This is a genomic window from Cohnella xylanilytica, assembly GCF_014212175.1.
Lineage (GTDB): Bacteria > Bacillota > Bacilli > Paenibacillales > Paenibacillaceae > Cohnella > Cohnella xylanilytica.
The window spans coordinates 71,188-97,678 of record NZ_JACJVR010000015.1; the positions used below are offsets into that span (position 1 = coordinate 71,188).

The 26,491-nt window shown below is 53.7% G+C and carries 24 protein-coding genes and 1 pseudogene; 20 read left to right on the top strand and 5 right to left on the bottom strand.

The annotated features are described in order from the left end of the window. The first annotated feature begins 10 nt into the window (after positions 1–10). The 12 genes from H7B90_RS04745 to H7B90_RS04800 all read left to right on the top strand — a co-directional run bounded on the left by H7B90_RS04745 (position 11) and on the right by H7B90_RS04800 (position 13,843). A complete protein-coding gene (locus H7B90_RS04745; RefSeq protein ID WP_185134732.1) occupies positions 11–856 on the top strand; it encodes a CpaE/TadZ family protein in 846 nt (281 codons plus the stop codon). After that, on the top strand, positions 853–2,724 hold the full coding sequence (locus tag H7B90_RS04750; RefSeq protein WP_185134733.1) for an ATPase, T2SS/T4P/T4SS family: 1,872 nt from the start codon (positions 853–855) through the stop codon (positions 2,722–2,724). Before H7B90_RS04745 ends, H7B90_RS04750 begins: the two co-directional genes overlap by 4 nt. Continuing rightward, entirely contained in the window at positions 2,714–4,783 is a 2,070-nt protein-coding gene (locus H7B90_RS04755) for a hypothetical protein (RefSeq protein ID WP_185134734.1), read from the top strand. The genes H7B90_RS04750 and H7B90_RS04755 overlap by 11 nt, the downstream gene beginning before the upstream one ends. Positions 4,784–4,859: 76 nt before the next feature. Beyond that, a complete protein-coding gene (locus H7B90_RS04760) occupies positions 4,860–5,339 on the top strand; it encodes a hypothetical protein (protein ID WP_054819667.1) in 480 nt (159 codons plus the stop codon). Positions 5,340–5,421: 82 nt separating this feature from the next. Then, positions 5,422–5,811, top strand: a complete 390-nt coding sequence (locus H7B90_RS04765; RefSeq protein WP_080835149.1) for a hypothetical protein — start codon at positions 5,422–5,424, stop codon at positions 5,809–5,811. A 10-nt stretch (positions 5,812–5,821) separates the two neighbouring features. Further along, positions 5,822–6,370, top strand: coding sequence for a hypothetical protein (locus H7B90_RS04770; RefSeq protein WP_185134735.1), 549 nt, complete (start codon positions 5,822–5,824; stop codon positions 6,368–6,370). Continuing rightward, positions 6,357–7,340 (top strand): hypothetical protein, encoded by a 984-nt coding sequence (locus tag H7B90_RS04775; protein WP_185134736.1) that lies wholly within the window; start codon positions 6,357–6,359, stop codon positions 7,338–7,340. Before H7B90_RS04770 ends, H7B90_RS04775 begins: the two co-directional genes overlap by 14 nt. Before the next feature lie 115 nt (positions 7,341–7,455). Further along, the gene (locus H7B90_RS04780; RefSeq protein WP_311772684.1) at positions 7,456–8,568 is read left to right on the top strand and encodes a copper amine oxidase N-terminal domain-containing protein; all 1,113 of its coding nucleotides are present in this window, start codon (positions 7,456–7,458) and stop codon (positions 8,566–8,568) included. Next, the gene (locus H7B90_RS04785; RefSeq protein WP_260410750.1) at positions 8,569–12,393 is read left to right on the top strand and encodes a DUF5704 domain-containing protein; all 3,825 of its coding nucleotides are present in this window, start codon (positions 8,569–8,571) and stop codon (positions 12,391–12,393) included. Positions 12,394–12,417: 24 nt separating this feature from the next. After that, positions 12,418–12,903 (top strand): hypothetical protein, encoded by a 486-nt coding sequence (locus tag H7B90_RS04790; protein ID WP_080835137.1) that lies wholly within the window; start codon positions 12,418–12,420, stop codon positions 12,901–12,903. Positions 12,904–13,114: 211 nt separating this feature from the next. Then, positions 13,115–13,555, top strand: a complete 441-nt coding sequence (locus H7B90_RS04795) for a hypothetical protein (RefSeq protein ID WP_080835134.1) — start codon at positions 13,115–13,117, stop codon at positions 13,553–13,555. A gap of 21 nt (positions 13,556–13,576) precedes the next feature. Then, positions 13,577–13,843, top strand: a complete 267-nt coding sequence (locus H7B90_RS04800; RefSeq protein WP_144933645.1) for a helix-turn-helix domain-containing protein — start codon at positions 13,577–13,579, stop codon at positions 13,841–13,843. Here H7B90_RS04800 and H7B90_RS32705 read toward each other — a convergent pair. Continuing rightward, a complete protein-coding gene (locus H7B90_RS32705; protein ID WP_246578853.1) occupies positions 13,830–14,393 on the bottom strand; it encodes a hypothetical protein in 564 nt (187 codons plus the stop codon). The two genes, H7B90_RS04800 and H7B90_RS32705, sit on opposite strands and share 14 nt — an antisense overlap. A 319-nt stretch (positions 14,394–14,712) precedes the next feature. Between H7B90_RS32705 and H7B90_RS32710 the strand changes: the two genes are divergently transcribed. From H7B90_RS32710 to H7B90_RS04815, 4 genes are all read left to right on the top strand, one after another. Next, complete coding sequence (locus tag H7B90_RS32710) at positions 14,713–15,054, top strand: TnpV protein (protein WP_245809711.1); 342 nt, start codon at positions 14,713–14,715, stop codon at positions 15,052–15,054. A gap of 2,753 nt (positions 15,055–17,807) precedes the next feature. After that, positions 17,808–19,541, top strand: coding sequence for a helicase-like domain-containing protein (locus H7B90_RS33820; protein ID WP_512699103.1), 1,734 nt, complete (start codon positions 17,808–17,810; stop codon positions 19,539–19,541). Between the two features lie 288 nt (positions 19,542–19,829). Next, a complete protein-coding gene (locus H7B90_RS04810) occupies positions 19,830–20,024 on the top strand; it encodes a transposon-encoded TnpW family protein (RefSeq protein WP_110843982.1) in 195 nt (64 codons plus the stop codon). Positions 20,025–20,105: 81 nt separating this feature from the next. Then, on the top strand, positions 20,106–22,031 hold the full coding sequence (locus H7B90_RS04815; RefSeq protein ID WP_185134738.1) for a DUF4368 domain-containing protein: 1,926 nt from the start codon (positions 20,106–20,108) through the stop codon (positions 22,029–22,031). 44 nt (positions 22,032–22,075) lie between these two features. On the opposite strand, the gene H7B90_RS04820 is transcribed toward H7B90_RS04815, so the two are convergent. Then, the gene (locus tag H7B90_RS04820; RefSeq protein ID WP_146250333.1) at positions 22,076–22,384 is read right to left on the bottom strand and encodes a hypothetical protein; all 309 of its coding nucleotides are present in this window, start codon (positions 22,382–22,384) and stop codon (positions 22,076–22,078) included. Between the two features lie 330 nt (positions 22,385–22,714). On the opposite strand from H7B90_RS04820, the gene H7B90_RS04825 reads away from it, so the two are divergent. The 3 genes and pseudogenes from H7B90_RS04825 (at position 22,715) to H7B90_RS33830 (ending at position 24,010) form a co-directional block, all read left to right on the top strand. Further along, positions 22,715–22,864, top strand: coding sequence for a hypothetical protein (locus H7B90_RS04825; protein ID WP_158289725.1), 150 nt, complete (start codon positions 22,715–22,717; stop codon positions 22,862–22,864). A gap of 279 nt (positions 22,865–23,143) precedes the next feature. Next, positions 23,144–23,497, top strand: a pseudogene (locus tag H7B90_RS33825) (ParB/RepB/Spo0J family partition protein); the annotation flags it as partial. Further along, on the top strand, positions 23,498–24,010 hold the full coding sequence (locus H7B90_RS33830; protein ID WP_512699104.1) for a ParB-like helix-turn-helix domain-containing protein: 513 nt from the start codon (positions 23,498–23,500) through the stop codon (positions 24,008–24,010). 233 nt (positions 24,011–24,243) lie between these two features. Here H7B90_RS33830 and H7B90_RS04835 read toward each other — a convergent pair whose 3' ends face one another. Continuing rightward, positions 24,244–25,209 (bottom strand): hypothetical protein, encoded by a 966-nt coding sequence (locus H7B90_RS04835; protein WP_185134739.1) that lies wholly within the window; start codon positions 25,207–25,209, stop codon positions 24,244–24,246. 233 nt (positions 25,210–25,442) lie between these two features. Beyond that, positions 25,443–25,643, bottom strand: coding sequence for a DUF6199 family natural product biosynthesis protein (locus H7B90_RS33615; protein ID WP_110843090.1), 201 nt, complete (start codon positions 25,641–25,643; stop codon positions 25,443–25,445). 160 nt (positions 25,644–25,803) lie between these two features. On the opposite strand from H7B90_RS33615, the gene H7B90_RS04840 reads away from it, so the two are divergent. Next, on the top strand, positions 25,804–26,283 hold the full coding sequence (locus H7B90_RS04840; RefSeq protein ID WP_146250299.1) for a hypothetical protein: 480 nt from the start codon (positions 25,804–25,806) through the stop codon (positions 26,281–26,283). Positions 26,284–26,326: 43 nt separating this feature from the next. On the opposite strand, the gene H7B90_RS33620 is transcribed toward H7B90_RS04840, so the two are convergent. After that, positions 26,327–26,479 carry a DUF4367 domain-containing protein gene (locus H7B90_RS33620; protein WP_376701714.1) on the bottom strand — a complete coding sequence of 51 codons (153 nt, stop codon included), beginning with the start codon at positions 26,477–26,479 and terminating at the stop codon, positions 26,327–26,329. Positions 26,480–26,491: the final 12 nt, after the last annotated feature.

Consider the following 26,491-nt stretch of genomic DNA (forward strand, 5'->3'; position numbering starts at 1 on the left):
AGATGAAACAATGGGCTTTACCGTGGTGTTTTGGAGCCCGGTTTCGGGACAGGCCGGTACGACGAGCAACCTGATTGCCGCCGCGGCGCTGCTCGGATTGGAATACTCCTCGCGCCTTCTGTTGCTTGGGCATTTGCAAAGCGAATACGCGGCCATCGAACGCAGCTTTTACCCGAGACGGTCCTGGATGAGCAAAGCGGACACCCCGTCTAACGCTGGCATCGACGCGCTGCTCAGGCTTTTGCAAAACCGCAAGCTGGAACCGAACAGGCTGCGGGATTACACGCTGCCGCTGCTCGCCGACCGACTCGACATCCTTCCGGGATCGAACAAGCCGGATGCATCGTTTGTTTCCGCCGCACAGGAATGGCTTGCGCCCCTTTTGGAACTGACAAGGCGCGCTTACGATCTGGTATTGCTGGACGGCGGAAGCGGCAAGCTGTCGGCGTGGACAAAGGCGCTGCTGCGTCAGGCGAATTTGCTGGTCGTCTGTCTGCCGCAAAACATGCTCAAACTGGAGCAAGCTTTTTCGCTGGTGGAGGCGCAGCTTCAGTCCAACCGGAAGCATTTGCTTGTATTCGGACAATATGACCCCGGGTCGGCGTTGACCGTCAAAAACATGAAGCGCCATTTTCATCGGCGGGAGCCCGCGTACCCGATTGTCCATAATACGGGCTGGCTGGATGCGACCCAACAAGGAGAAGCTATCCGTTTTTTATTTCGCAACCGACAGGTGCCGCGCGGTCATGAAAACTCACTGTTTATGCAGCAAGTGCGGACATTGGCACAAGCGATCGTCCAGCGCGCCGGATTAAGCAAGCCTCTTTTCGGCGGGAAGGAGGACGATGACCGATGATGTTCGCGCTGAACGCTTTGCTTCTGGCGGGCATACTGATCGCGATCGGAGTCCTGCTTTATTTGCGCATGAGCCGCCGCTTGCCGGAGCAGCCGGACGAAAAACCGGTCTATACGCTGGAAGCGATGACCGCGTTTGTGAAAGAGGCGCTGCACGAGATGACAAGCAGCAACCTGATCGACTTCGGCTTGTCGGAAGAAGAATACCGCCGCCGCAAAAACAAGCGCGCAGAACTGAAGAAAGCGCTGCGGGGCTGCACGTCCGGAGATTTGCGGGACAAGGCGTATGTGAAGCAGGTCATCGCCGATTTGCTCGAGCAGCGCTACCATCTGGACGACAATAACCTGAATCGCCTCCTGCCGTTTGACGACCCGCAGGCGCTCACATCGCAAGATCAGTTTGACATCCTGCTCTATCTGTTTAAGAAACAACATCGTTTGAGAGCGCTGGACGAACTGATCCGCCAATACGAACTGGACCGCCCCAAACGGAGCATGGAAGGCGAGGAGACCGAGTCGTACCGGATTACCGCCGACGAAATCCGCGATATTTACAAGCAGGAAGCGCGCAAGCTGTCTGCCGGGGACAAAACCCAGATCGTTGTGCAGCGGATCTACCAGCAGTACAAAGGGTTTAGTGTCATCGACGAAATCCGCGACATGAAAATTGACGGCGTATCGGGCGGCGTCTCCGGCATCCCGCCCTCGATGTGGGAAGGCGAATGGAGCTTGGAGGAAGAAGCGCAACTGCGCGAGGTGCCAAGGTCGCATGACAGCGTGTGGCTGTTTTATAAAGGGAAATCCATTCATTTGAGCTTCCTGTCCTTCGGCTCGGAGCAAGAACTGAGGCGCGTGTGCCAGAACGTGTACAAACATAATTTTCCCGGCCAATTGTCCGAGGCGAACGGTTTTAAGGTGAACGAAATGGCCGACGGCTCCCGCGTCGTCGTGCTGCGCCCCCGGTTCAGCGAATCGTGGGCTTTTTTTGTGCGCAAATTCGATGTGCAAAACGCCACGCTCGAACAATTGATTCAGGACGACCATGCGGAGCTTCCGATCGGACTGATCAGATATCTCGTCATGGGAGAACGCATCACGGCCATCACCGGCGCGCAGGGCAGCGGCAAAACGACGCTCTTGATGGCGATGGTGCGCTACATTCCGGCCATCTTGCCGATCCGGGTGCAGGAAATGAGCTTTGAGCTGCAGCTTCGGAAAATATACCGGGAACGCAACATTTTAAGCTTGCGGGAAACGGAAACGATCTCCGGGCAGGACGGTCTGGACATCCAGAAAAAAACGGACGGCTCGGTCAATATTTTGGGAGAAGTGGCGACCGACCCGGTTGCCGCCTGGATGGTGCAGATGGCGCAGGTCGCTTCGCTGTTCACCTTGTTTACGCATCACGCCAAAACGTTCCGCGATCTCGTCTATTCGCTGCGCAACTCGCTGCTGAAGACAGGGGTGTTTACGAACGAAAAAGTGGCCGAGCAGCAGGTCGTCAGCGTCATCAACTTCGACATTCACCTCAGGCGGGACGCGGACGGACATCGCTACATCGAACGAATTACCGAATGCGTCCCGGTGGAGCAGGAAGCGAGCTACCCGGAGACGTTCCGCCACAAAACGACGACCGAGGAGAAAATGACGGCGTTCATGGAGACGATGCTGGAATATTTCCGCCGCTCGACGGACCGACCGCTTTACGTCGCGCGGAACGTCATCGAATACCGCGACGGACGCTATGTCGCCGTTCATCCGTTGTCCGAGCGAAGCCGCAAGGAAATCGCCGCATGCCTCGCCGGGCCGGACCAGGCGGCGTTCGAAGCGTTTTTGGCGGTTCACTGGGGGGATGGCGATGAGACTTGAATGGCTGTCCCTGTTGCTGGGCGCAGCGACGGTGCTGTTCCTCGCGATGGCGGCCGCATTTCAAAGGGTATCCCGTCACGGTTCGGATGTGGAGGCCATTCGGCGGTATGAAGCGCTGCGCAAGCCCGGAAAAGCCCGCAAGAAGCAAGCGCTGTATAGTGTCATGCAGCATTTGTACCGTCTATGTGAGCGCGTGCCGATTCTGCGTGCTTATTTGATTCAAATTCGCAAACGAATGACCATCCTCCAGCTTGGCGACGAATGGAAGCTGCGGCTGGAGACGATGAAGACGGCTCTAATTATTTGGGGCATGTTGATTGCAGCGGCTGTTCCGCTGGCGCTGGGCGTGCGCGACCCGGCCACGCTCGGCATGATTGGCATCGGCTTCTGGGTTGGCCACGGAATCTTTTCGGACAATCTGGTGCATCGGCTGGAGACGCGACTGCTTCGGCAACTCCGGCATTTTTTTTCGGATGTGCGTCATCATTATCATCGTCATGGCATGGTGGAAGAAGCCATTTATGAAGCGGCGGACGGCGCGCCGTATGAGATGGCGTTGCACGGACACGAAATATACGAAGTTCTGACGGCTAGCGACGCCGAGCAGCGGCTGGCGCAGTACATCGAAAGTGCGCCGAATCGGTATTTGCAGGGCTTGGCCGGGCTGTCGCATCTGGTGAAGGAATACGGCGACAAACGTACCGCAACCGGTTCCGTGTACTTGAAGGCGATCGGCAAGCTCGCGACCGAACTGAATCTGGAACTGCTGCGCCGCGAGCGCCTCAGTTTCCTGTTGCAAGGACTGACCGCCATCGCGCTGTTGCCGCTGCTGTTTACCCGGCCGATCGAAGCTTGGGCCAGCCATTACTTTCCGGCCATGGACGCCTTTTATGCGAGCACGACCGGCTGGATCGTGAAAATCGGCCTGATGGCGGTCGTATGGCTGTCCTACGTCCTGCTGCGGAACATTCAGGAGCTGGATGCGAGTCCAAAACCAACCGGCCGAAAAAGATGGGAGAAACGGGTTTACGAATGGCCGTGGATGCGCTGGCTTGTGCATCGTTTCGGTCCCGCCCCCGGTTCCCGTGAAGCTGACCGCATGGTCAAGCTGCTGAAAGACACCGCGTCGCCGCTTCGGCTGGAATGGCTCTATGTGCAGCGCATCGTGGCGGGGGGCATGGCTTTTCTGGCAGTGCTCGGGATGTTTATTACGCTTCATGCCGCAAGCCGGCATCAGATCCTGTATGCGCCGGTAAAGCCGGGCATCCTGTTCGGCCAACTTTCGCCGGAGGAGGAAGCCAAGGCGCGCGAGGCGGCGGCGCTCGATCGCCGCATCATCGATCGCGTAAAGGAGGTGAAGCACCGCACCGAAGAAACGGTGATGGCCCTGCTCCGCAGCGAAACGCCGACGGCGAATCAGGACGATAAGCTTCGCGCCGCGGCTCGGCGCATTATGGTCAAGCTCACGAAGCTGGACAATCAGTATATGAAGTGGTGGGAAGCGCTCCTCGCCGCTCTCGCGGGATGGGGCGGCTACGCCATGCCGGTCGGCGTTCGGTTGTTCCAGCGGCGCATGCGGCAGATGGAGATGAAGCATGAAGTGGATCAACTGCATGCCGTCATCGCCATGCTGGCAGATATGGACCGGATGTCGGTCGAGCATCTGCTCATCTGGATGGAACAGTTTGCCCGCGTGTTCAAGGAACCGCTGCAAACCTGCTTGCTCCATTTCGAACAGGGCGCGGATCAGGCGCTGGCGCAGCTGAAAGAGGATGCGCCGTTTGTGCCGTTCGTCCGCACGGTCGAAAAGCTGGAACTGGCGGCGCAAAGTTTGCCGATCCGGGAAGCGTTCGACGACCTGAAGTCGGAACAGGCTTACGCGCAGGAGCAGCGCAAACAGGAGTACGAGCAATTGATCGAGCAAAAGGCAGGCTGGGGAAAATGGATCGGGTTTGCGCCGATGATGGCTCTCATTTTCGGCTATCTGGTCATTCCGCTCGTCGTCGTCAGCTTGCACCAGATGTCCGTATACTACGAACAGCTTCAGCGCATTCAGTAAGCGGACATGTTGCGGCGCTTTCCTAATGGGAAGCGTCTTTTTTATTTCGAATATCATTTGAAGGAGAGATCGGTTCATGTCGAACGCGCAAAAAGCACTCGTAATGGCGGCAGGCATTTTTCTGGCCATCGCGCTCATTACCCTCGCCGTCGTATTGTTTATTTCCGCGCAAGACTCCACCAAGGCGGCGCAAAGCAATTTCAGCAATATCCAGACGGAGCTGTCGCAAACGGCGTTTACGGTGTACGACAACACGACGTTATCGGGCAGCCAGGTGGTCAACGCGCTGCGCAAGTTCAGCGATCAAGATCAGTTTGGCATCCAGATTGTCACCGGGAAAAATCCGGCAGGTCAGTGGTACGGCAAAGTCATTAACACGGGTGTTCCGATCGACAGCGTGACCTACGGCTCGGTGATGGGCGAAGCGCCGGGGAAAATGAGCGATACGGTGGATGAATCGGATATCAACTACGTGAATCCGAGCGGGAAATTTCGGGCGCAACTGGTGCATGACAGAAGCAACGTCATTCGCGGCATCGTGTTCCGGCAGCAGTAAGCGTCCGTACTGACATCACAACGCTGACGGGGCGTCCTTTCGGGTATAGACGGACGCCCCGGCGTTTTCAAGGAGGAAGCCGATGGAATATGCCCCCAGAACGATGCTGGAAATGAGTGTGGCCTGTCTTCTCTTTCTGATGGCCGTAACGAGCGGACTCATGCTATTTCAAACCGGGGCCGCGCTGAACGCCACCGCCTATGTGTCGGGAAAGTCGCTGGATCGCAACGTGCAGATGGCGTTTTCGCCGATTGCCGGCGACGGCACCGTATCCGGCGCAGAGGTTACTCAGTCCATTGCCCGGCTGGAGACGGGAGACGCGGAAATTGTGGTGGACGGCGTTCGATACGCGCCGCCGCTCGATCGGGACTTGTTCGTCCCCGCCGGGATTCAGCTGAATGCCCGGTATACGGCAGTCGCCCAGCGAGATGCGTCCGGACAACTGGTGCGTCTCATTTTCGCTTTACGCTAAGGAGAATGCCATGAACAGTTTCTCGAAAGTTTTCGCGGTGCTCATTGCCGTTCTTTTGCTCTACCTCTACCCCATTTCCGCAGCCTTCGACCAGCAGGACGATATTTCGGAACTGGTCGTATTGAAGGCGACGACAACATTTGTGGATGCAGTGCGGGACAAGGGCTTTGTGTCGCCGAGCATGTATACGGACTTTATGGAGGCGATTGCGGCAACGGGCAACACCTTCGATGTGCAAATGGAACACGGAAGCAAAAAGTACGTGCCGGTTTACGACGACCCGACAAGGCCGGATACGTTTCGGGGCAGCTACGAAGTGCACTACGACATGTTTTACAACGCGCAGATCCTGCCCGTTCTCTTTCCGAACAGCGCGGCCGCAAAAGACGATCCGGCGCGACGCTACAAGCTGCGGGTCGGCGATACGTTTGCGGTCACGGTTAAAAATACGAACCGGACTCCCGGCACGATCCTGTTCGATTTTCTGAACCAGGCCATCAGTCCGAACGAAAAAATCTTCATTCCTTACGGCGGGGTGGTGCGCAATGAGGCTGATTGAATGGGCCATTGTCGGAGCGCTTATTTTTCTGCCGTTTGCGACCGTGAATCGCATCGAGGTCGAAACGCAGCGGAAGGCGCTACTCACCGAGCTGCGCTATAACGCCGCGCTGGATGCCGCGGTGGATGACGCAGCGCGGATGTTGACCGTCAATGCGAATCAGCAGCGGGAGACGCAATACGAATCGGCCAAGCGGGTGGCGCTGAACAAGGACGAGGCGATTGCCGCTTTTTATCGGACGCTGTACGCAAGCTTCGGCATTGCCGACGATCCCGTTGCCCAAGGCGTGCTGGGTCGGTATATCCCGGCTATTGCGGTGATTGGTTACGACGGCTTCTACGTCTATGCCGAGGAGGAGTGGACGGGAACCGATGGGCACACGGAACAGAAACCGGTTTGGGGAGCGAAAAAGCCGTATGCTTACGCCGATTCATTGGGCAACAGCCTTTCGTTCACGCTGGACGATTTCGTCCTCGCTTACGATGCGGTCAGCCGGAGCTGGCACGAAGGCTTGCGCGCCGACGTCGGGCAGCAGACGAATATTGCGTTATTAAAGGATGCGGAGCGATTTGAGCAGGTGCGCCGGAGCACCATCGTCCGCGCAATTGAAGTCGAACTCGCCTACCGGATCAATAAACACAACGAATCGGTTTCCCGATTTGGTCTCTCCTACACGTTTACATTGCCAACGATTTCACAGGAAGAATGGAACAATACCGTGGATGACGTCGGGGTGCTTGCTTTTATCCAGGGCATTCCGATGGGAGGCAAGTTTTACAACAATTACGCCCTCGGCGGAAGCCGCGTGCTCAAGAAGCCGGAGATTGTCGGAGCCAGGAAAGGAAGCATGAAGGTGTATTACCGCAGCACATGCGGCTTTACTTATCCGGTGGAAGAGACGTTTTCCAGCGAAAAAGCGGCTGCTCAAAAAGGCTATATGCCGCTGAAATGTCCTGTCTCGCCATCTTAACGAGACGGCGGTGATTTTGGAAAGTGGACACGCCGTCGGATCGGCTCTATGATGAACGTAACAGCCGAAATCTTCCAAACTTGTCATGATCCCTATGAAGAGAGGAGCAAATGGCGTGAGAAAATGGATAATTGCAGGACTTGCCGCCGCGTTGATTTGCAGCTTGTTCACCGTAACGGCAAGCGCGGCGAGCAACCCTCCGTCCTTTGTCAGCGTCGTCATGGACGGACAAAAAATCTGGTTTCCCGACGCACAGGCATTTGTGGATGAAAACAACCGGACGCTCGTGCCGGTTCGATTCATCGCGGAAAAGATGGGCGCGAAAGTAGGCATGGAGCCCAAAACCATGACCGTACCGATTGAACGGGACGACCTGCATATTGTGCTTACGATCGGCGATAGCAAGGCGCTCGTCAACGGTAAAGAAGTGGCCTTCGATTCGAAGGCGATCACCAGTGGCGGCCGGACGTTTGTCCCGCTGCGTTTTGTCAGCGAAGCGCTGGGGGCAGAAGTGAATTGGGATAGCCCGACATCGACCGTCTTCATTTCCACACAAGAAGACGCCAATGCGAAGTATGATGAATGGGGCCGTCTGATTCGCACAACCCATTTGCCGAAGAACGCGAAAGATTACCCGTACATTCTGGCCGATGTGCCGAATGAAGCCTATGAGATGGCCTATCCCTACTCGCATCCTACGGACAGCAAAGTTTCATCGGTATTGTATTCAACCATACCGGAATTCAATAAGAAAAACGTGGATATATGGATGAACCGGCTGAAAATGTTCGGCGCGCTGTGGCTGAATGTGGACTACAAAACGATTGACGATACGTGGGCGCAGGCGGTATTCGCCACGAAAATGCAAAGTTCCAATGCGGAATTGAAATATATCCGGCGGTATGTGGAGTGGGTTAAAGAAAACAAGATACAGATCGAAGGATACCTTGATCCCGAGCCTTCCATGATCTATAAAGACGGGTTTGGAAATAATTATGTACGTTCCAAGTTCAGAATCAAATTCAACTCATTCACGGAAAGTAAAAATTTGCTGTACGATGAGCGGTTCCCCAATGAACGCAAATTCGATAAGCAGGTTTGGTACGAAGGTTACGCGGATATTTCCCTTTCCACGAATGTTGGCGGCGATTGGGGCAGTACATTGAAAGTCGATCCGGGAGCCAGTTTATTCCGCAATTATTTCATCAGAAAGGCGGACTCGGAGTAGATGAAGAGAAACAAATTCATAAAATCGGCGTTGAGCGTGCTTCTGGCATGCTCTTTTTTATTTTCGGGTTTTCCTTTCGCAGCGAAAGCCGAAACCCCCAAAGTAAGAACGGAGGCAGGAAAAATCAGCTTTGAAATCACAAGTACGGCTGCAACATCGTCCATTAAATACAGAACCGTGGGTTGGACGGTGCGCCGTGACCAATTATGTTCGAATACGACGCCCAAGCAGTGTGGCGATCCGAGAAGCGGCCAACATGCTTCATTTTTGGACCAGCAAGTACGGCAAGTCGGCCAAGAACCGAATCCGCCCATCCCCGGCCAGCCTGTCACGACCTATTACGAAGTCAGCGAGGCGCTCGTCACGGAAGGTATGTGGAAAGCGGGCATGGGCGACATCAAAGACAACGACGACTTATATTTGTATGCCATCATGGTGTCTGTCGACGGGAACGGCAACGTGCGCAAAGGGCCCTTTTATACGCTGGATGAGATCAAGAGGGCCGAACCTTGGGCGCATCCGGACGATTTGGACGATTATTTCGGCATTCATGTGCCCTATCGAAGCGCGGAGTTTCCCGTCGATGTCATTGCAAAAACCGTTGACGGCACAGTCATTCAAAGACCGGAAGTTACATTTCTAAAGGGAAAATACAAAGTCGGGGAAACGATCGATCATGAATTTCCAGAAACGATTGAGGACAACGGAAAAACGTATACGATCGTTCGATCCTATTTGTCGCCTAAGCAGGACCCGACGCGGAAAGACTGGCTGCAAGAAAATCCCGAAACGAATCCGAAGGTGCGAACGCGAAGCTTTACGGTGCATCTGGGCGGAACGGACGCGGTTGCCGAATATGCGGAGAACAATCCGGTGAAGGCCATCTATCAAAAAGAAGACGGCACCAGACTCAAAGAAGTGGACAAAGGCGTTTTCGCAACCGGCGAGGAAGCGAACCATACGTTTGAAGGACAACTCACTTCCGGCGGTCAGACGTATGAAATCATCCGGTCTTACGTTACGAACAATAACAAACCCGACGAGAAGCTGTTCGTTCTAGAAAAAGGCGACCCCAAACTCAAAGAGCGTTCCATTCTGGTGGGATCGGGCGGCTCCAACTTTATCGGCATTTACAAAATTCCCTCCTCGGTAACGGTCACGTCCCGGATTGAAGCGCCGGAAACGGTCGACCAAAACGTGACCAAAGTGGACGGGAATTTTGTTTTTGAAGTCAAGTCGTTAAAGAATTTGAAGTCATATGAGATCACGGATATTCAAAATGCCAGGCTCGTTCAAACGGGCGACAAAAGCGGAACCCTCTCCGGCACTTCAACGAGTAAAACGATTCCGATCAAAATCCCGTTCACGTCCGGCGACAAAGTGAGCGTGCAAATCACCGTCGTCGTGAAGGATGTGGACGGCAATACGGGGGATTCGACATCCGATCATACAGTACGGAAAGGAGACGGTGGCGGGGATACGCAGCCTGGCGCTTCCCAGCAGGCCGAAGTGATGGAGCCAAGCGTTTCAGCCGTCATTCAGGCGGATTCGCGCGGCGCAGAAAAATTTGATGTGCTGCAAGGCATTCCGACTTCAGAGAGCCTGTATGTGAACGCCTTAGCCAAATCGTACTTGTATCGCAACAAGTTCACGGAAACGACCGGCACGAAGCAATACCCGATTCAGGTGAGCAAAACGTACACCCTCACCTGGACGGAGACGCATCCCGGCCCGCCCGATGCAGATGGGAATCCGACGACCATTACCGTTCCGCGTTCAGATACACAGACGGTCACCAAAAACTATTCGATTGAACGCAAGTACAGCTTCTGGACGATTCAAAAACTCGAAGTGTACGGCATTCAAAAGGCGACGGTCTCCAATTATGCGCTTCCTTCGGGAACGGTTACGCTGGAGCCGAATGGCTATGCGCCGCCAACCGTTTCCGCTGCGCATGATGCGTCGCTCAGCGCGCATATTACCGATCCGGTCTATACGAATGTGACGCTTCCCGGGCAAACAATTTCCGGCGGTTCCAGCCGTCCTCCTGTTCCGAATGAGGACTGGAGGTCAACTGCAGAAAGCGCCATCGGCAAGATCAAGGTGAAAAACGACTCGTTCGTTTTTAACGGAAATACAATCATGGACAACCGGACGGTCGAGGAAAAAGCGCCGACGCCGGGGGCGATACCGGCCCCGCCGATGGTCGGGCAAGATGTGCTGTATAGCTCAGGCTATGTCATTGACGCTTCCAAAACGAACAAAGCGAATCAACCGAGCACCGGCACTATCTTTTATACGCTGGTCAAGGGCATTGACGGCGGGGAAAACAAGAGCTATCCGATCGGCGGCATCAATCCGGTGACGGTGCATACGCCTGTCGTCAATTGGGCGTCCGTATCCGACGACCAGGCGCATAATCAGAAAACGCAGCCAACCGCCGGACGTGCTGCGCTCATTCTGGACCGGCCCTTTACCGTAACGATTCCGACAAGCGGCCCGCACAAGGACATCAAGGGCTACGGCAATCGGGATTATGCCAAGTATATGAGGGACAAGCAGGTACGCTTTCCGTTCGATGTGTACAAAGCGGATCGCACGACGTTCGTCCCCAAGGACACGTGGGTGTCCATCCCGGTCGGCCAGTTGCAGACGACCTTCTACTTGCCCGTTTGGGTGGACGAGGGCCATTACGACGTGTTATTCCGAACGTTTGCCGAGAACAGCCCGGCTACCTTCACGTCCCAAATGAATGCCAACCTGGACTTGTCCAACCATGTGGCTGCGCAAGCGGTTCCAGTGGAAGTGATCGGACGTCTCTATGATTTCCGCATCACCGACATTGCCGATTTTGCATGGGAATCGGTGTTCCGCACCCAAAAGGGCAGCGCGACGCCGACAGGAAACGCCTATTGGGTCGGAACGAAAGGCATTGACGGCGCACCGCGCGGCAATACCCCACCTTACGTGCTGCCGGTACGGCAAGGCAGTCATCCCGAGAGCGGCAAGAAAAACGTAGCGGTCAAAACGGGTTACCATTTCAAATTCGAAGTCATGACGAAAGGCAACATGTTCGGTTCGGGCGACGGCATCCTCATTACACTGACGTTTTATTTTGTGGACAGCAAGGGGAAGAACAGGCAAGAAGTCGATCTTTACTATCATTCAGGCAGTCAGCGGTTTATTCGTATCGGCTCCAGCGACGATGTTGAAAAACGGTATGTGACGCTCGACGCTCGCCTGCGCAATGTGCCGAAGCAGGAGTTGACCGACACCGCCGCAACGCTTTGGTCGCTAAACGGTTCGCCCGGAGACAGGCAGACGTTTATCGATCAATATGTAAAGAATGCGCAGAAGCCGACTTATGTGGGCGGCTATGATATCATGCTGCTGCCGCCTCAGCTTCGGACGTTTGTTGGAAGCACGCAGGTGCCCTCCGGCATTGATGCGGCCCGCGCCAACGCTTCGGTTCAGCGGTGGCGGGGGGACTACAGCTTGCCCGCCGCGCCGTACGTGGTGCCGAAAGGCTTCAATCTGGCCGAGTACGGCCGCACGCACCGGCTGGACGACCATGCGCCCGTATTTCTGAAGGATGGGTACATCATCGTTAATTTCAACATCGAAACGATCCGCAATCAAGACTTGAACCACCCGCATCTGCAATACAAAAACGCGCCGCTGGACAATCAGTGGCGGATGGAAGGGTTTCAGCGCAACTTCGTCGATCCATACGGGGCAACGTTCTCCCTGCTGGACGGCGACGTCGTCTTTTATCATGCCAATTTGTCCAGCTACGACGACTTTGGGACGGGAGGCACCCATTAAATTCACCAGACGGGAGGGATAGACATGTTGGAAAAGCTGCAAAGTGCCGCGCCAGAGGATACGGCTTATTTTTATTCCGCTTCTGCCGCAGAGGAGATCGAACGTGGCTGCATCGGCCACCTGCGCGGCGATTTTGGGCGGTCGGGCGAGGAGTTCTGGGTAACCTGGTTTCCCCGGCGCTCTCCCTTTGAAACGACTGCTTTTAAAGAAGAATTGGGTAAGGTCTTTCAAGCTATCGGCGATCAGAAGGTGCTGAAAAGCCGCAAGCATATGTTACGATTTTGCAGCGAGCACCCGGAGGCGCGCATCGGCGGTGCTTGGAGCACGGATGTATACGGGTTTTGCATGCAAACGCAGGATCACCGCTACTATTTGCGCTGCTTTCCCTTTGCCGGGGATTACAACTTTTACTTGTACTGCTATGCCCGGCCGGAGCGCTTGGTGGAGCAGCAACAGCAAGCGCCTTCCACGCCTGCCGCACAGAAGAAAAAAACGGAAACGCAACGATAGGAGGACGCAATGAACGATCTCACTCGTTATCGGCTGCTGGACGGAGCCTCGCTTCCGCTTGCGGCCAAGTTGGTGTACTGCTATTTACTGAATTTGGCGGGCGGAAAAAACAGCCGCTTTCCTCCCGTCGGCTTGTGGCAGATATCGGACTTTCCCCTTCTATGTGTGTCGCAACCTAGAGCGAACACCTACCAGCCGGGAGGAAAAGAATATGCTGGAAAGACTGCAAACGGCCGTGTCGGAGGACGCGGCCTATTTTTATTCCGCTTCGATAAAGAAGGATACGGAACGGGGTTGCATCGGGCACCTGCGCGGTTATTTTGGCAGCAGCGGCGAGACATTCTGGGCAAACTGGTTCGAGCATTTGCCAGCGCTAAAAACGCCGGCTTTCCGGGCGGAACTGGATGCGGTTGTGCGGGCATTGACGGAGCAGGGACTTCTTCAAAGCCGCAGCCAGATGCACCGTTTTTGCCTGTCGCATCCGGAGGCCCGATTATCGGGGGCGTGGCATTCCGGCGTATACGGCTTTTGTTTTCAAACAGAGCGCCATCGGTACTACCTGCGTTGTTTCCCGCATGCGGGAGACTACAATTTCTATCTGTACTGCTACATCCGGCCGGATCGTTTGTCGGAACGGTCGCCGGAGCGTTAGCGTCTGCTGAGGAGGAAGCCTATGAACGATCTCACCAGGTATAAACTGCTGGCCGAAGCGAAGGTCCCTCCTGCAGCAAAGCTATTGTACAGCTACCTGATGGACCGCGCGGGCGGGCGGCATGGCTGCGTCTTGTTGTCCGGCAAAAAGCTGGCTTCGGAGGTGGGGCTCTCTCTTTCCACTGTCCGCCGAAATCTGCATCGCCTGCAACTTATTGGACTCATTCGGATTACGGCTCGTTATTCCGAGGAAGGCATTCGCCTGACCAATCAAATCACGTTTCGGTAAGGGAGGTGCTCTCATGACAGCCAAGTTGCAGCGCATCGTCGAACTGGCTGCCAGCACGGCTCGCACGGTGACGAATCACCCTGACCGCTGGGCGGATTTTTTGCGGACGGCGGCCTGGAACTATAAATATCCGTTTCAGGATCAACTGTTGATCTACGCACAACGTCCGGACGCAACGGCCTGCGCGCCGATTGACGTCTGGAACAAACGGCTGGATCGCTGGGTGAAGCGCGGCGCGAAAGGGATTGCCCTGATCGAAGATCGGGGCAACCACTTGGGCCTGCGCCATGTGTTTGACGTATCGGATACCCAGAGCAGACGCCAGCCGCAGGTGTCGCTTTGGCGATTGCAGGACAGCGATACGGCTCATGTCATCGAAACGCTGGAAAATGCGTTCGGCGCGTCGGATGAGATGGAACCACGTGCGGATCTGCCTGCTGCGTTGCTCGCTGCTGCGTGGAATGCGGTGGATGACAACAGCGCCGATTATGTGGCGGAGTTGATGAAAGAGCGGGAACACAGTTTGCTGGAAGACCTGGACATACCACATGTGGAATTACTGTTCAAGCAAATGGCCGAAACGGCCGTCGCTTACACGGCGATGACCCGTTGCGGACTCGATCCCGCACCTTACATCAGCATCGAGGATTTGTCCGGCATCGGGTATTTCAACACGCTTCCTGCGCTGTCTCACTTGGGCGCAGCGATTAGCGATGTGTCCGAGATGATGCTGCGGGAAGTGGAATCGACCGTTCGAGCGTTGCGCCGGGAGGCACAACGTGCAAATGAGGGGCAATCGTTTCATACCCTTGCAAGACCCGATTCCTTGCCGCACAATGAAGCTACTCGACAAGAAAGGAAGGATGAACATGGAACTGACGTACTCGCCGCAAGGGGATTATCTGCTGCCCAACCTGACGCTGAGCGAAGCGGAGACGACCATCGGGAAGTACGGGATGATGCGCAAGACGTTCCTGAAAACCGAGCGGAAGGGCATGTACGCCCATCTGATGTTGTCGGAGCAGTTGAACCGGCATCTGGCGGACATCGACCGGACAGCGCGGGAGCAGATCGACCGGACGATGAAGGAGATGCTTCGGCTGAACCCGGCACCGGACAAGGCGAGCGATCCGCTGGCCTGGACGGGACATATGAACAACCTGAAGCAGCAGGCGGAGGAACTGATTCTGGCGGAACTGATTTATCATTAAAATGGTTTGATCGGGAAACGGAGGACCGAGGTCTTCCGTTTTTTCATGACCATGCCATCATCAATGGCATGCTCCGAGCCGCGCCGCTGCGGGAGAGCAAGTCGGACATCACAGCATTTTTCCTTGCTCACGAGGATGAGCGCGAGCGCATGTTGTATGTGCGCGGTTTGTTTCCGGCAGGCATCACCGAACTGACGCTTGATGAAGGCGTACGAGCAGGATTTGAACCGTATCGCAACGTTTTGCATCTGTGGACAGGGACGGCGGAGGAACGCACGGCGCAAAGCTTTTACGATTGGGGTGTCATCGCCGGGCATCTCGCCAGCATGATGCTGTTGAACGAATTTGACTTGTCGCGAAAGTCAGAACCATCCATCGAGCAACAGACGCTGTGGATGGAACAAGCGGAGGACGCAAAAGCCTCCGCTTTTTTCATGCCGCAAGCGGTCATTGACGCCATTTTGCAAAACGGCAGCGGTTTTGAGAACGGCAAGTATCGCATTGCGCTGCATTTCCAGCAGTCGCTGTCCGCACAGGAGAACGCCGATTTCCTGAAACGGGAATACGGGACCGGCGGGCGTCTTCCCGCGCTGATCGGCACGGATATTCACATGAATTATGACAGCAAAGGCATCACGCTGACCCGCGGCTCGATCATGAACCCGGATACGCAGGTGGTGCTGCCGTGGATGAACGTGCAGAAACGTATCGGCGAACTGCTGGCAGCGGGTCGTTACTTGAACCGGCAGGAAGCCGAGCGATTGCCCGCCTTTGCGGAGCAGCAGGAGGAAAAGCGGCTGGAGCAAATGGCGGAAATGGCCAGGCGCGAATTGCCGCAGCCGGATGCATCGTCGGGGCTTTCCCGACCGGACGCACAAGCGGAACCGGAACACACGCCTGTGAATCGGGAACGGGCGCGCTACGGTTATGACGCAGGCAGCACGGTCTGGATTGGTGCGGACGAATATGAAGTTGTGCAGCTGGAGCAACGAACAGTGGTGCTGCAAGACCGTCAGTTCCCGCTCTTCATCAAAGAGGTGAATCGCCGGGATTTTGAGCGAATGCTGCGCGAAAACCCGCTGAACGATCATTTGATTACCGGAGAGCAGGAATCGGAATGGACTGACGAAACGGCATGGGAAACGGCGGAAGATGCGGTTTTACCGGAGGAGAAGCCGGTGACGGAAGGGCCAGAGACCGTATCGCAGCCAGACACTTCCCTTTCCTCTGATGGTGCGGCCGGCCGCACCGCGCCAGCCCGTCCGTCTGTCCCGGCTGTCAACTACCGGATTACGGATGATGAACTGGGGCATGGCGGCGCAAAAACGAAGTTCAAATGGAACATGGAAGCAATTCGGCTGCTGAACAAGCTGGAACAGGAGCAGCGGCAAGCGACAGCGGACGAGCAGGCGATACTGGCTCGATATGTTGGATGGGGGGGCATTCCGCAGGCGTTTGACGAAGCGAACACGCAGTGGGCAGCCGAATATGCGGAACTGAAAAATGTGCTGGAGCCGGAGGAATATGCATCCGCCCGCGCGTCAACGCTGAATGCCCATTATACGTCTGTGACCGTCATCAAGGCGATGTACGACTGTCTGGAATCGATGGGCTTTCGCAGCGGCAATATTTTGGAGCCGTCCTGCGGCATCGGCAATTTCTTCGGACTGGTGCCGGAGTCGATCCGAGGCTCGCGGCTGTTTGGCGTGGAACTGGACAGCATTACCGGCCGTATTGCCAGGCAGCTATACCCGCAGGCGTCGATTGCGGTCAGCGGCTACGAACAGACGAATTTGCCGGACAGCTTCTTCGATCTCGCCATCGGGAACGTGCCGTTCGGCGGTTATGGCGTGGCGGATAAACGTTACGACAAACACAAGTTTCTCATCCATGATTACTTTTTCGCCAAGACACTGGACAAAGTGCGTCCGGGCGGCATCATCGCCTTTATTACGTCCAAAGGAACGATGGACAAGCAGAACCCGGCGGTTCGCAAATATATTGCGGAACGCGCCGAACTGCTCGGAGCGGTGCGTCTGCCGAGCAATGCGTTTCTGGCCAATGCCGGAACCGAAGTAACTGCCGACATCATCTTTTTACAGAAACGGGATCGCATGGTCGCCGTCAGCGAGCAAACCGAAGCATGGCTATCCCTGTCCGAGACAGCGGACGGTGTGCCGGTGAATCGTTATTTCGCGGAACATCCCGATATGGTGCTGGGCACAATGGTTTTTGACGACCGGATGTACGGCAACCGCCAGGAAACGTCCTGCAAGCCATTCCCGGACGCCAATCTGGATGAACTGCTGCGCGAAGCGTTGTCGGGCATCCATGCCGAATGGGCGGAGCTGGAACGGGAAGACCAGCCGGAGGAAGAAGAACCTTCTCTCCCTGCTGATCCGACTGTGCGCAATTTCAGCTTTGCGTTGGTGGATGGACAAATCTACTATCGGGAGAACAGCCGGATGCGGCGCGTGGACACTTCGGCTACGGCGTCAGGCCGCATCAAGGGAATGATTCTGCTGCGGGACACCGTGCGCGAGCTGATCGAGTATCAAACCGAAGACTACAGCGATGAGATGATAGAGCAGCAACAGCGCAAGCTGAATACGCAGTATGACCGGTTTACGGCGCAATACGGCCTGATCAACAGCCGCGCCAACAGCCTTGCTTTTTCGGACGACAGTTCTTACTTTCTTCTTTGCTCGCTGGAAATCATCGACGAGGAAGGGCGGTTGCTGCGCAAGGCGGATATGTTCACCAAACGCACCATCCGGCAGCGCATCCGCGTGGAACAGGTGGATACCGCTTCGGAGGCGCTGGCCGTTTCCATCGGCGCAAAAGCCCGTGTCGATCTGCCGTATATGGCGGAGCTAACCGGCTGGACGGAAGAACAATTGATAAAAGAGCTGCGCGGCGTCATCTTTCCCAATCCCGAAAATCTGGATGAGGAAGGGAAGCCGATCTACGAAACGGCGGATGCGTACTTGTCCGGCAATGTGCGGGAGAAGCTGCGGGTGGCCAGACAGTTTGCCGCATACGATGCCGAACGTTACGGCGAAAACGTCAAAGCGCTTGAAGCGGTGCAGCCGAAAGACCTGGACGCCGCCGAAATGGATGTCCGCTTGGGCGCAACCTGGCTCCCGCCGGAAGACATTCGGCAATTTCTGTTTGAACTGGTGGACACGCCGCCGATGTACCAGACCTACATCAATGTCATGTATTCCGAATATACGGCTGCCTGGAACGTCAAAGGCAAAAGCGATGACCGCAGCAACAATATCAAGGCGAACGTCACGTACGGCACCAACCGCGTTAATGCGTATAAAATTCTTGAAGATACGCTGAATTTGCGGGACGTGCGCGTATTTGACACTGTGTATGAGGACGGCGTGGAAAAGCGTGTGCTGAACAAGCAGGAAACGGCCATCGCTCAGCAAAAGCAGGAGATGATGAAAGAAGCGTTCCGCGACTGGATATGGCGAGATCCGCAGCGGCGTGAACGGCTGACAAGGCTGTACAATGACCGGTTCAATGCCATCCGTCCTCGCGAGTACGACGGCAGTCATATCCGATTCACCGGGATGAACCCGGAAATCCGGCTGCGCCAGCACCAGGTCAATGCGGTTGCCCGGGCGCTGTACGGCGGCAACTCCCTTTTCGCGCATTGTGTCGGTGCAGGTAAAACCTTCGCGATGACCGCCGCGGCGATGGAGAGCAAGCATCTAGGGCTGTGCAACAAGAGCATGCTGGTCGTTCCGAACCATCTGACCGAACAGTGGGCGGCGGAGTTTTTGCAGCTATATCCGTCGGCGAATATTCTGGTGGCGACCAAGAAGGACTTTGAAACGAAAAACCGCAAAACGTTTTGCGCGCGGATTGCCACCGGCGATTATGATGCCATCATCATTGGCCATTCGCAGTTTGAGAAAATTCCGATTTCGACGGAGCGGCAGCGGCAGCAACTGTACGAACAGATTTCGGAGATTACAAGCGGCATCCGGGAACTCAAGGAAGCCAGAGGCGAACGCTATGCGATCAAGCAGCTTGAAAAAACGAAAAAGACGCTACAAACCAAGCTGGAGAAGCTGAACGACACCAGCCGGAAGGATGATGTCGTCACCTTTGAGGAACTGGGCGTAGACCGGCTATTCGTGGACGAAGCCGATTCGTACAAAAACCTGTTTCTTTACACGAAAATGCGCAATGTGGCCGGACTGTCGCAAACCGAAGCGCAGAAGTCGTCGGACATGTTTGCCAAATGCCGCTATCTGGACGAACTGACCGGAGGCCGGGGTATCATCTTTGCGACGGGTACGCCGATCTCCAACTCCATCACTGAGATGTATACGATGCAGCGCTATTTGCAATACGAGCGGCTCAAGCGGCAGGGATTGCAGCATTTTGACGCTTGGGCTTCGACATTTGGCGAAACCGTCACCGCGATCGAGCTTGCGCCGGAAGGTGTAAGCTTTGATGGAGGGTAAAACCCAAATCTAGCTGATGGTCAACTCATTTGTGGCAAAATGGATTGGCTGACGAAAAAAAATTCGCAAGTGCACAGTTAAATTGGTGGAAGCTTGCAAGTATGGATATACCGATATCCCTGCGCGAAGAGAATAACTTTTATCATACAGGCTGAAAAAGAAGATTGCCAATGGCGCAAGCGTGGCGATCTGACTTGTTCAGCCTTTTTGTGTGCCTTGTAGCTCTGAAATGGGGCTGTAGGCTGTGTTAAGCGCATGCAGCGTATTAGGAATGAAAGGAGCCGCTACATGACCGAAAATCAAAATCCGGATGCCGTGCCGCCGCAACCCGATTTACCCGTCGCCGCGCGCAGAATATCCTGCAAAATTGGCTCAACGACCTACGATGTGACGATTCATTTCAGCAAGACCAGCAAGGAGAATATGAATGACAAGATACTGCGTCTTGTCCGCAACGATCTGCAACGCCGCCAGTTGGAGTAAACGGCACAATGGAGGCAATTGCCGAAAGCATGATAAAATGACACCAGCCACAAATGAGTTGACTGTCTGAAAGGAGCCATTATGCTTAGACAGTCAAATGAGAAAATCACCGCCCTGTATGAACGCCTTTCGCGTGATGATGAATTGCAGGGGGACAGCAACAGTATCGTCAATCAGAAGAAGATGCTGGAGGATTACGCGAGGAACAACGGCTTTAAAAACCTTGTTCATTTCACAGACGACGGCTTTTCAGGCACGAACTTTGAAAGACCTGGCTGGAAGCGGCTTATGGCGGAAATGGAACAGGGCAAGGTGAGTACAATTATTGTCAAAGACATGTCGAGAGTCGGGCGGGATTACTTGCGCGTCGGCATGTATACGGAGGAGTTTTTCAAAGCCGGTATCCGCTTTATTGCGGTCAATGACAATGTGGACAGCGACAATGGGGACAACGACTTTACCCCCTTTCGCAACATCATGAATGAATGGACGGCGCGGGACACCAGCCGTAAAATTCGAGCTGTTTTCCGAGCTAGGGCTATGGAGGGCAAGCGCATATCGCCATCAACGCCTTATGGCTATCTGCGCGATCCGCAGGACAAGCAAAAATGGATTGTGGACGTGGAAGCTGCGGAGGTTGTGCAGCGCATTTTCCGGCTTGTAATCGAAGGGTATGGCGTCTACCAAATCTCTGATATATTGACCGCTGACAAGGTGCTTATTCCTTCCGCTCATTGGGAACGCATCGGGGCAGATAATCAAAGGCACAAGCATTATCAAGATCCATACCGCTGGCGCGGCGGCGTGGTGGCAAAAATCCTTGAACGCATGGAATACATGGGCCATACCGTGGCCTTCAAGACCCATACCGCATCCTACAAAGACAAACGCTCCAAGGCGACAGCGCCGGAAGAACGGGTAATCTTTGAAAACACGCATGAGCCCATCATAGACCCTGAAACGTGGCGTAACGCCCAGCGGCTGCGCCGAACGGTGCGTAAGCCTGCTAAGCAAGAGAAGCCTAGCAGACTGACCGGGCTGCTGTACTGCGCCGATTGCGGCGCGAAAATGACGCATGACCGCTCCATTGACAAGCGGCCGGGCAGAAGTGCCAAGAACGAATACTACTGTTCCAGCTACCGCACACAAACCCGTAGCTGTACAATGCACTTTATCCGCGTTCCTGTTGTTGAGACACTTATTCTGAATGCGCTACGGGAAGTTAGCGCTTTTGCGCGGGCAAACAAGCAGGAATTTATTCGTCTGGTAACGGACAGCACTTCCATGCGGCAGGACAAAACGGCAAAACAGCAGCGGAAGAAGCTGACCGCTTATCGGAAGCGCAGTAATGAACTTGATACGATCATCCGCAAGCTCTATGAGGACAATTTGAGCGGAAAGCTGTCGGACAAGCGCTTTGAGAAGCTGTCCGGCGATTATGAGCGGGAGCAGGAAGAACTGGAGCAGACTATAGAGCGCATACAGAGCGAGATTGACAACTTGGAGAAGCAGACGGTCAATGCAGATCGATTTCTCGACTTGGTTGACCGCTACACCGATTTTGAGGAACTTACTACGCCCATGCTCAATGAATTTGTGGAAAAGGTAGTTGTTCATGAGCGGGTAAAAGGCAGTCGCTATACGACCACGCAGAAGGTGGATATTTATTTTAACTTTGTGGGATTGGTGGAGTTGCCGGGAGAGAAAAATAACGTCGACCCTGATAGCAGTGCCTTGCAAAAATCTGTTTCAAAAAAGGCAATGAAAGCTTACGCTCCTTTTAAGCAATATCTGGAACAGCAGAGTGCTTCTACGATTCGCCTGACCATTTCGGGTATAGAGAGAATCATCGGGAGCAAGTTAACGGCAACCGCATATAAGTACAGGACGTACTGGTATCCGCAAAAAAACCGTCCGTTAGGCTGCGTCATCTTTAATGCAGGTTACGACATTCAAAAGTTGGATTTGGAACGGCAGTTGATTCTATTGAAAAGAGCAGAGGGATAAGTGGATAAAACAACCGGCAAACCGTTATAACCGCATTGGGATAATTAATTACGGGAAGAACGAAGAAGGTTTTTGACATTTTCACCCGACAGATTGAGATTCAACCGTAAAAATAACGTGGTTGGATTAACAGGTAGAGCGTCAAGAGGAGCACCCCAAGAAAAATCTGGGAGGTGCTCTTCTTGATTTATGAAGGTAAGGAAAATCGTATAAACCGAGAACGGAAAGTTCCATAGCAGGAACAACCACATGGCAGACAAGGCGGATATCGTGTGTAAATGCTTCTCTCTCCCTTTTCCTGGCAGGTGCTTTAAAGGCAAAGCGAGACGAATGTCTCGTGTTGCAGCAAGCACTGAATTTGGTCTCCCAAATTCGCTTGTTGTGGGCTGCGCCCCCCAATCCCCCATCCTTACGTACCGCGGCTGTCGCGAAGCCTTATAGCTTTGTCTACAAAAAGTCACGGGATTAAAGTGTTGTTGATTTTATTGCAATACGAATCAACAGGGGGTGATGGAGAAATGAACCATATGTCAGAAATCTTTTAGAGAGCCCACATTCAGTGTATTCGTGAATTTTTGCTACGCGGTGTGGCAGGCACCGACATCAATCCGAAGAGCTATAAGGAACGGATAGACGAAGTGCATACGTCTGTTATCGAGCTTATTGAGGATAAGTTTCCTGACATGGCTGAATTCGAGGAAGTAACTACCAAGGTCTATGACTATGCGGGCACCTGCGAAGATGTGTATATGGAAATTGGTTTGCAATGTGGTTTTATGCTGGCTGTGCAGATGCTCGCTAATTCGCAGGGAAAACCGGAACCAGCCAAATGACATTCTGAAAAGGTCGCTGCAATTCAATGGCGTCCTTTTTTCTTTGCTTAGAAAATCCAAGCGTCAGAACGGCGAGTCGACACCGTTCCGGCGCTTTTTATATAGATGGTCCCATGCTCGTACAAAGTTCCGTGAAAGTTATCGTGGCTGTATGCAGGCGGGGTCTTAGGGGCGAAGCCCCTAACAAGCGAATTTGGATATCCAAATTCAGTGCTTGCTACAACACGAGACAGTAGTCTCGTGTTGCCCTAAAGAACCCGCCGAGAAAAGGAGGCGGATTCCCAAATGAACGAATCAGTTATTACCATTCCGATAGACCAGCTTCATCCGTTCCCAGACAATCCCTATCAGGTGACGGATAATGAGGAATTGCAGAGCATCATCGAAAGTATCCGAATGTATGGTGTCATTACGCCGCTGGTTGTCCGTCCAAGAGACGAGGGCGGCTACGAAATCATATCAGGACATCGCCGGAGGGAGGCTTGCAAAAAGGCGGGGATCGCTGCGGTCCCTGCCTTTGTACGCGAAATGGATAGAAACGCTGCTATTATCGCCCTGGTTGACAGCAATCTGCACCGGGAGCAAGTGTTGCCGTCAGAGAAAGCGCGCGCCTATAAACTGAAGCTGGATGCCATCAAACGGCAAGGACAGCGCAACGATCTAGTCAAAACGGGAACATCTGACCAACTCGGACAGAAGTCGCGGGAGCGCGTTGCCGTTGATGTCGGGACGAGCGCCACACAGGTGCAGCGCTATATCCGGTTGAACGAATTGATTCCGCCGATTCTTGAAATGGTGGATAGCGGCAAGGTGGCGTTCAGCCCTGCTGTGGAGCTGTCTCACCTGACCGAAAAAGAACAGGAAGCCTTGCTGGAAACGATGAACAGCGAGGACCGCACCCCTTCTCTTTCCCAAGCCCAGCGCATGAAAAAACTGAGCGCGGATGGCCTGCTCGACATGGACGCGATTTTCAAAATCATGACCGAGGATAAACCGAATCAACGGGAGCAAATCAAGCTGCAAAAGGAAAGTATCAAGGAGTATTTTCCGAAGGACTATACGGCCCAGCAAATGGAACAGACCATATTGAAGTTGCTGGAGGAATGGCGCAAAAAGCGGGAACGGAGCCGCGAGAACAGCCGATGACTTTTCCCGGCAGGTATATGGGGCATTGGGACGACGACGGCAGCGCCGCCCTTTGACGATGACCCGCTAAACAAACATGATTAGGCGACGGGCAAAGAAGTGATCATTCAGTTACGTGTTGTGCACGGTAATTTTGTAAAAAGAAAAGAGCCGGCTTAACCCACCCGGCTCGATTCCTTCTTATTCTGTTTTTCGCCAATCCATTACTTTCTTTCTGGCCAGCATCGAAATTATTACTGCGTGATTTGTGCCGGGAAGCTCGGGTTAATGATGTACTGCGTCAGGCTCGCTGTTTGGTCGTTGTTGTAGAAACGATAGAAGCTGATAAACGATTGCCTCGGTGCGTACGGATCCTTGTACGCATTTACCGCGCTCGTGGGGCTGGCGTAGTTAGTAGCGTAATCCGTATTCGATTTGTCTGTCGTTTTCGAATAAGGAGATCCGTTGTTGTATCCTGCAAGGGTATGTGAAGATGCCACACTAACCATGTTCGATACATAGGAAAGGCTTTGATAGTTGTCCGATTGGCCGTCCAGCTTTACATATGAGAAGCAGACAGTAGACAAGCTACGGTGCGTAATAACATGGCTGTTATTGGTTACTTGGCTGTTATCGGAGAACAGCATCTCATACGGTAGCCATTGTACGATCGGGATTGTACCAATCGCCTTTTGAGCATACATCTGCGCGATATAAGTCACATTTTTAACGAGAATTTGCTTGTTGGTGTATAGGGTCACACCGTTTTGCCCTGCAGCGAGGTTTGTGCCTCCTGCAAGCCCTTGGGCATACAATTCCTGAACGGCATACGTCGTACCGCCAGTGTAATAAGTATAACGGATATCATACCATTTAACGTTCGAGTTAGACGGAGGAACCGTCACTTGGATGCTAACATCGCTGCCTCCATTCGCGATGGCTTGAGCCTGCGCAGGCGTAATGGCGTTCACACCCAATGCCTGAAGATCTGATTCCAGTTGAACCTCGGTGCTATCCAGTTGCTGCGGATCAACATCTGTACCGTTCTTTGCGGCTTGAAGCAGCTTGTTCGCCCGATACTCACCGAGCTCCTCAAACTTAGCCCTGATTTTCTCCTTTTTGGCGTCGATTGCGGCGTTATGCTTATCTTGGGCTGGGGTGTTCTTTACTGGGGTCGCCATTGCCGATGAAGCGAAGACAAGTACCATCAGGATGGACATCAGGAGCATTGACACTTTTTTTCATAATGAGCCTCCTGGAAAGATTTATTTATTGAAAGCCGGCCGGCATTTCAATCTATTTAACATTCAGCCCTTACACTCTTTTGAACACGCAAAGGATTGATCTGGTTGCATGTAATTTGGTAAAAATGACAAAAAAATTATCGACAAAAGCCGAGGGATGGAAGGCTCTATCACCTTTTTCCCTCGGTTCTTCAGACCACTATAATGGATTACAGTATCCAGTACCCTAGAACCCCGCCAATGCCCGCAAGTATGAACAGAACGCCTCCAATGCGAGCAGACACAACATAGAGTCCGGACGGTTCGGTTGCATCATGTGATTTCCAACTTTCGATGATGGTCCAAACAATCGACGGCCGTATTACCATTAACAACCCTAAAATAATAAGAAGCAAGCTAATGAACCCCATAAGAATGCCTCCTGACGATAGTAACTACCCCTTTTATAATAAAACACGAAAAGAGCGGTCTTGGTTGCAGGAATTTGAGGATTTTTTTCAGAATCGCAACCAACTCAAGACTGTTGGTGTTCTTCAATATGGTAGGAAAATCATGTGAAAGGGTGTTAATATGAAGCAAGTGAAACCGTTGGTCTATTTGTTTGCAGTGGTGGTATGTTCCATGCTTTTAGTTCCACCAAGCGTTACACACGCCGCTAAACCCAGTACAACCGAAGCGAAAACACCGCCTCCGCCAATCGAAATGACGATTGAAGGTTTTTTTGACCCATCCTTCAAATACCTCGATCAAGGCGATAGCAATACAGTAGACAAGGGGAATCAGACGGCCGAAGTTACAGTTACAACCATCGCGAAGCAAATCGTTGCCTCGATCGGGGCGACCATATATTTCGATAAATGGACGGGGAGCGCTTGGGTGCAGGTTGGCTCTCAAACGGTAAGTGCTTCGAATAAGATGCTGTTTAATGGATATGCGGTCTTCGGCACGGTTTCCGGTTACTATTACCGGGCGCGCACGGTGCATTGGGTCAGTAACAACGGCACATATGAGCAAGGCAATTACACGTCGAATACGATTTTAGCCAAGTAAAACAAACAGGGAGCGGCAGATATTAGCCCTCCCTGTGTTTATTTTATCCAATATTGTCGGCTACCTTAATAATATCGTCTTCCGCTAATCCGCCGGAGATCGAGATTAGAATGTTACCTGTCATATAGTCCAAACTGGAACGACCATCCTTCGTCAAGAAGAGAAAACCGGTCTGACCTTTGACATTAACCTGAATTTCGAAAGCGCA

Coding starts and splice junctions, on each gene's coding strand:
- H7B90_RS04745 (WP_185134732.1), top strand. CDS start 11: ATGGGCTTTACCGTGGTGTTTTGGAGCCCGGTTTCGGGACAGGCCGGT.
- H7B90_RS04750 (WP_185134733.1), top strand. CDS start 853: ATGATGTTCGCGCTGAACGCTTTGCTTCTGGCGGGCATACTGATCGCG.
- H7B90_RS04755 (WP_185134734.1), top strand. CDS start 2,714: ATGAGACTTGAATGGCTGTCCCTGTTGCTGGGCGCAGCGACGGTGCTG.
- H7B90_RS04760 (WP_054819667.1), top strand. CDS start 4,860: ATGTCGAACGCGCAAAAAGCACTCGTAATGGCGGCAGGCATTTTTCTG.
- H7B90_RS04765 (WP_080835149.1), top strand. CDS start 5,422: ATGGAATATGCCCCCAGAACGATGCTGGAAATGAGTGTGGCCTGTCTT.
- H7B90_RS04770 (WP_185134735.1), top strand. CDS start 5,822: ATGAACAGTTTCTCGAAAGTTTTCGCGGTGCTCATTGCCGTTCTTTTG.
- H7B90_RS04775 (WP_185134736.1), top strand. CDS start 6,357: ATGAGGCTGATTGAATGGGCCATTGTCGGAGCGCTTATTTTTCTGCCG.
- H7B90_RS04785 (WP_260410750.1), top strand. CDS start 8,569: ATGAAGAGAAACAAATTCATAAAATCGGCGTTGAGCGTGCTTCTGGCA.
- H7B90_RS04790 (WP_080835137.1), top strand. CDS start 12,418: ATGTTGGAAAAGCTGCAAAGTGCCGCGCCAGAGGATACGGCTTATTTT.
- H7B90_RS04795 (WP_080835134.1), top strand. CDS start 13,115: ATGCTGGAAAGACTGCAAACGGCCGTGTCGGAGGACGCGGCCTATTTT.
- H7B90_RS04800 (WP_144933645.1), top strand. CDS start 13,577: ATGAACGATCTCACCAGGTATAAACTGCTGGCCGAAGCGAAGGTCCCT.
- H7B90_RS32705 (WP_246578853.1), bottom strand. CDS start 14,393: ATGTGGTATGTCCAGGTCTTCCAGCAAACTGTGTTCCCGCTCTTTCAT.
- H7B90_RS32710 (WP_245809711.1), top strand. CDS start 14,713: ATGGAACTGACGTACTCGCCGCAAGGGGATTATCTGCTGCCCAACCTG.
- H7B90_RS33820 (WP_512699103.1), top strand. CDS start 17,808: ATGTTCACCAAACGCACCATCCGGCAGCGCATCCGCGTGGAACAGGTG.
- H7B90_RS04810 (WP_110843982.1), top strand. CDS start 19,830: ATGACCGAAAATCAAAATCCGGATGCCGTGCCGCCGCAACCCGATTTA.
- H7B90_RS04815 (WP_185134738.1), top strand. CDS start 20,106: ATGCTTAGACAGTCAAATGAGAAAATCACCGCCCTGTATGAACGCCTT.
- H7B90_RS04825 (WP_158289725.1), top strand. CDS start 22,715: ATGGCTGAATTCGAGGAAGTAACTACCAAGGTCTATGACTATGCGGGC.
- H7B90_RS04835 (WP_185134739.1), bottom strand. CDS start 25,209: ATGTCCATCCTGATGGTACTTGTCTTCGCTTCATCGGCAATGGCGACC.
- H7B90_RS33615 (WP_110843090.1), bottom strand. CDS start 25,643: ATGGGGTTCATTAGCTTGCTTCTTATTATTTTAGGGTTGTTAATGGTA.
- H7B90_RS04840 (WP_146250299.1), top strand. CDS start 25,804: ATGAAGCAAGTGAAACCGTTGGTCTATTTGTTTGCAGTGGTGGTATGT.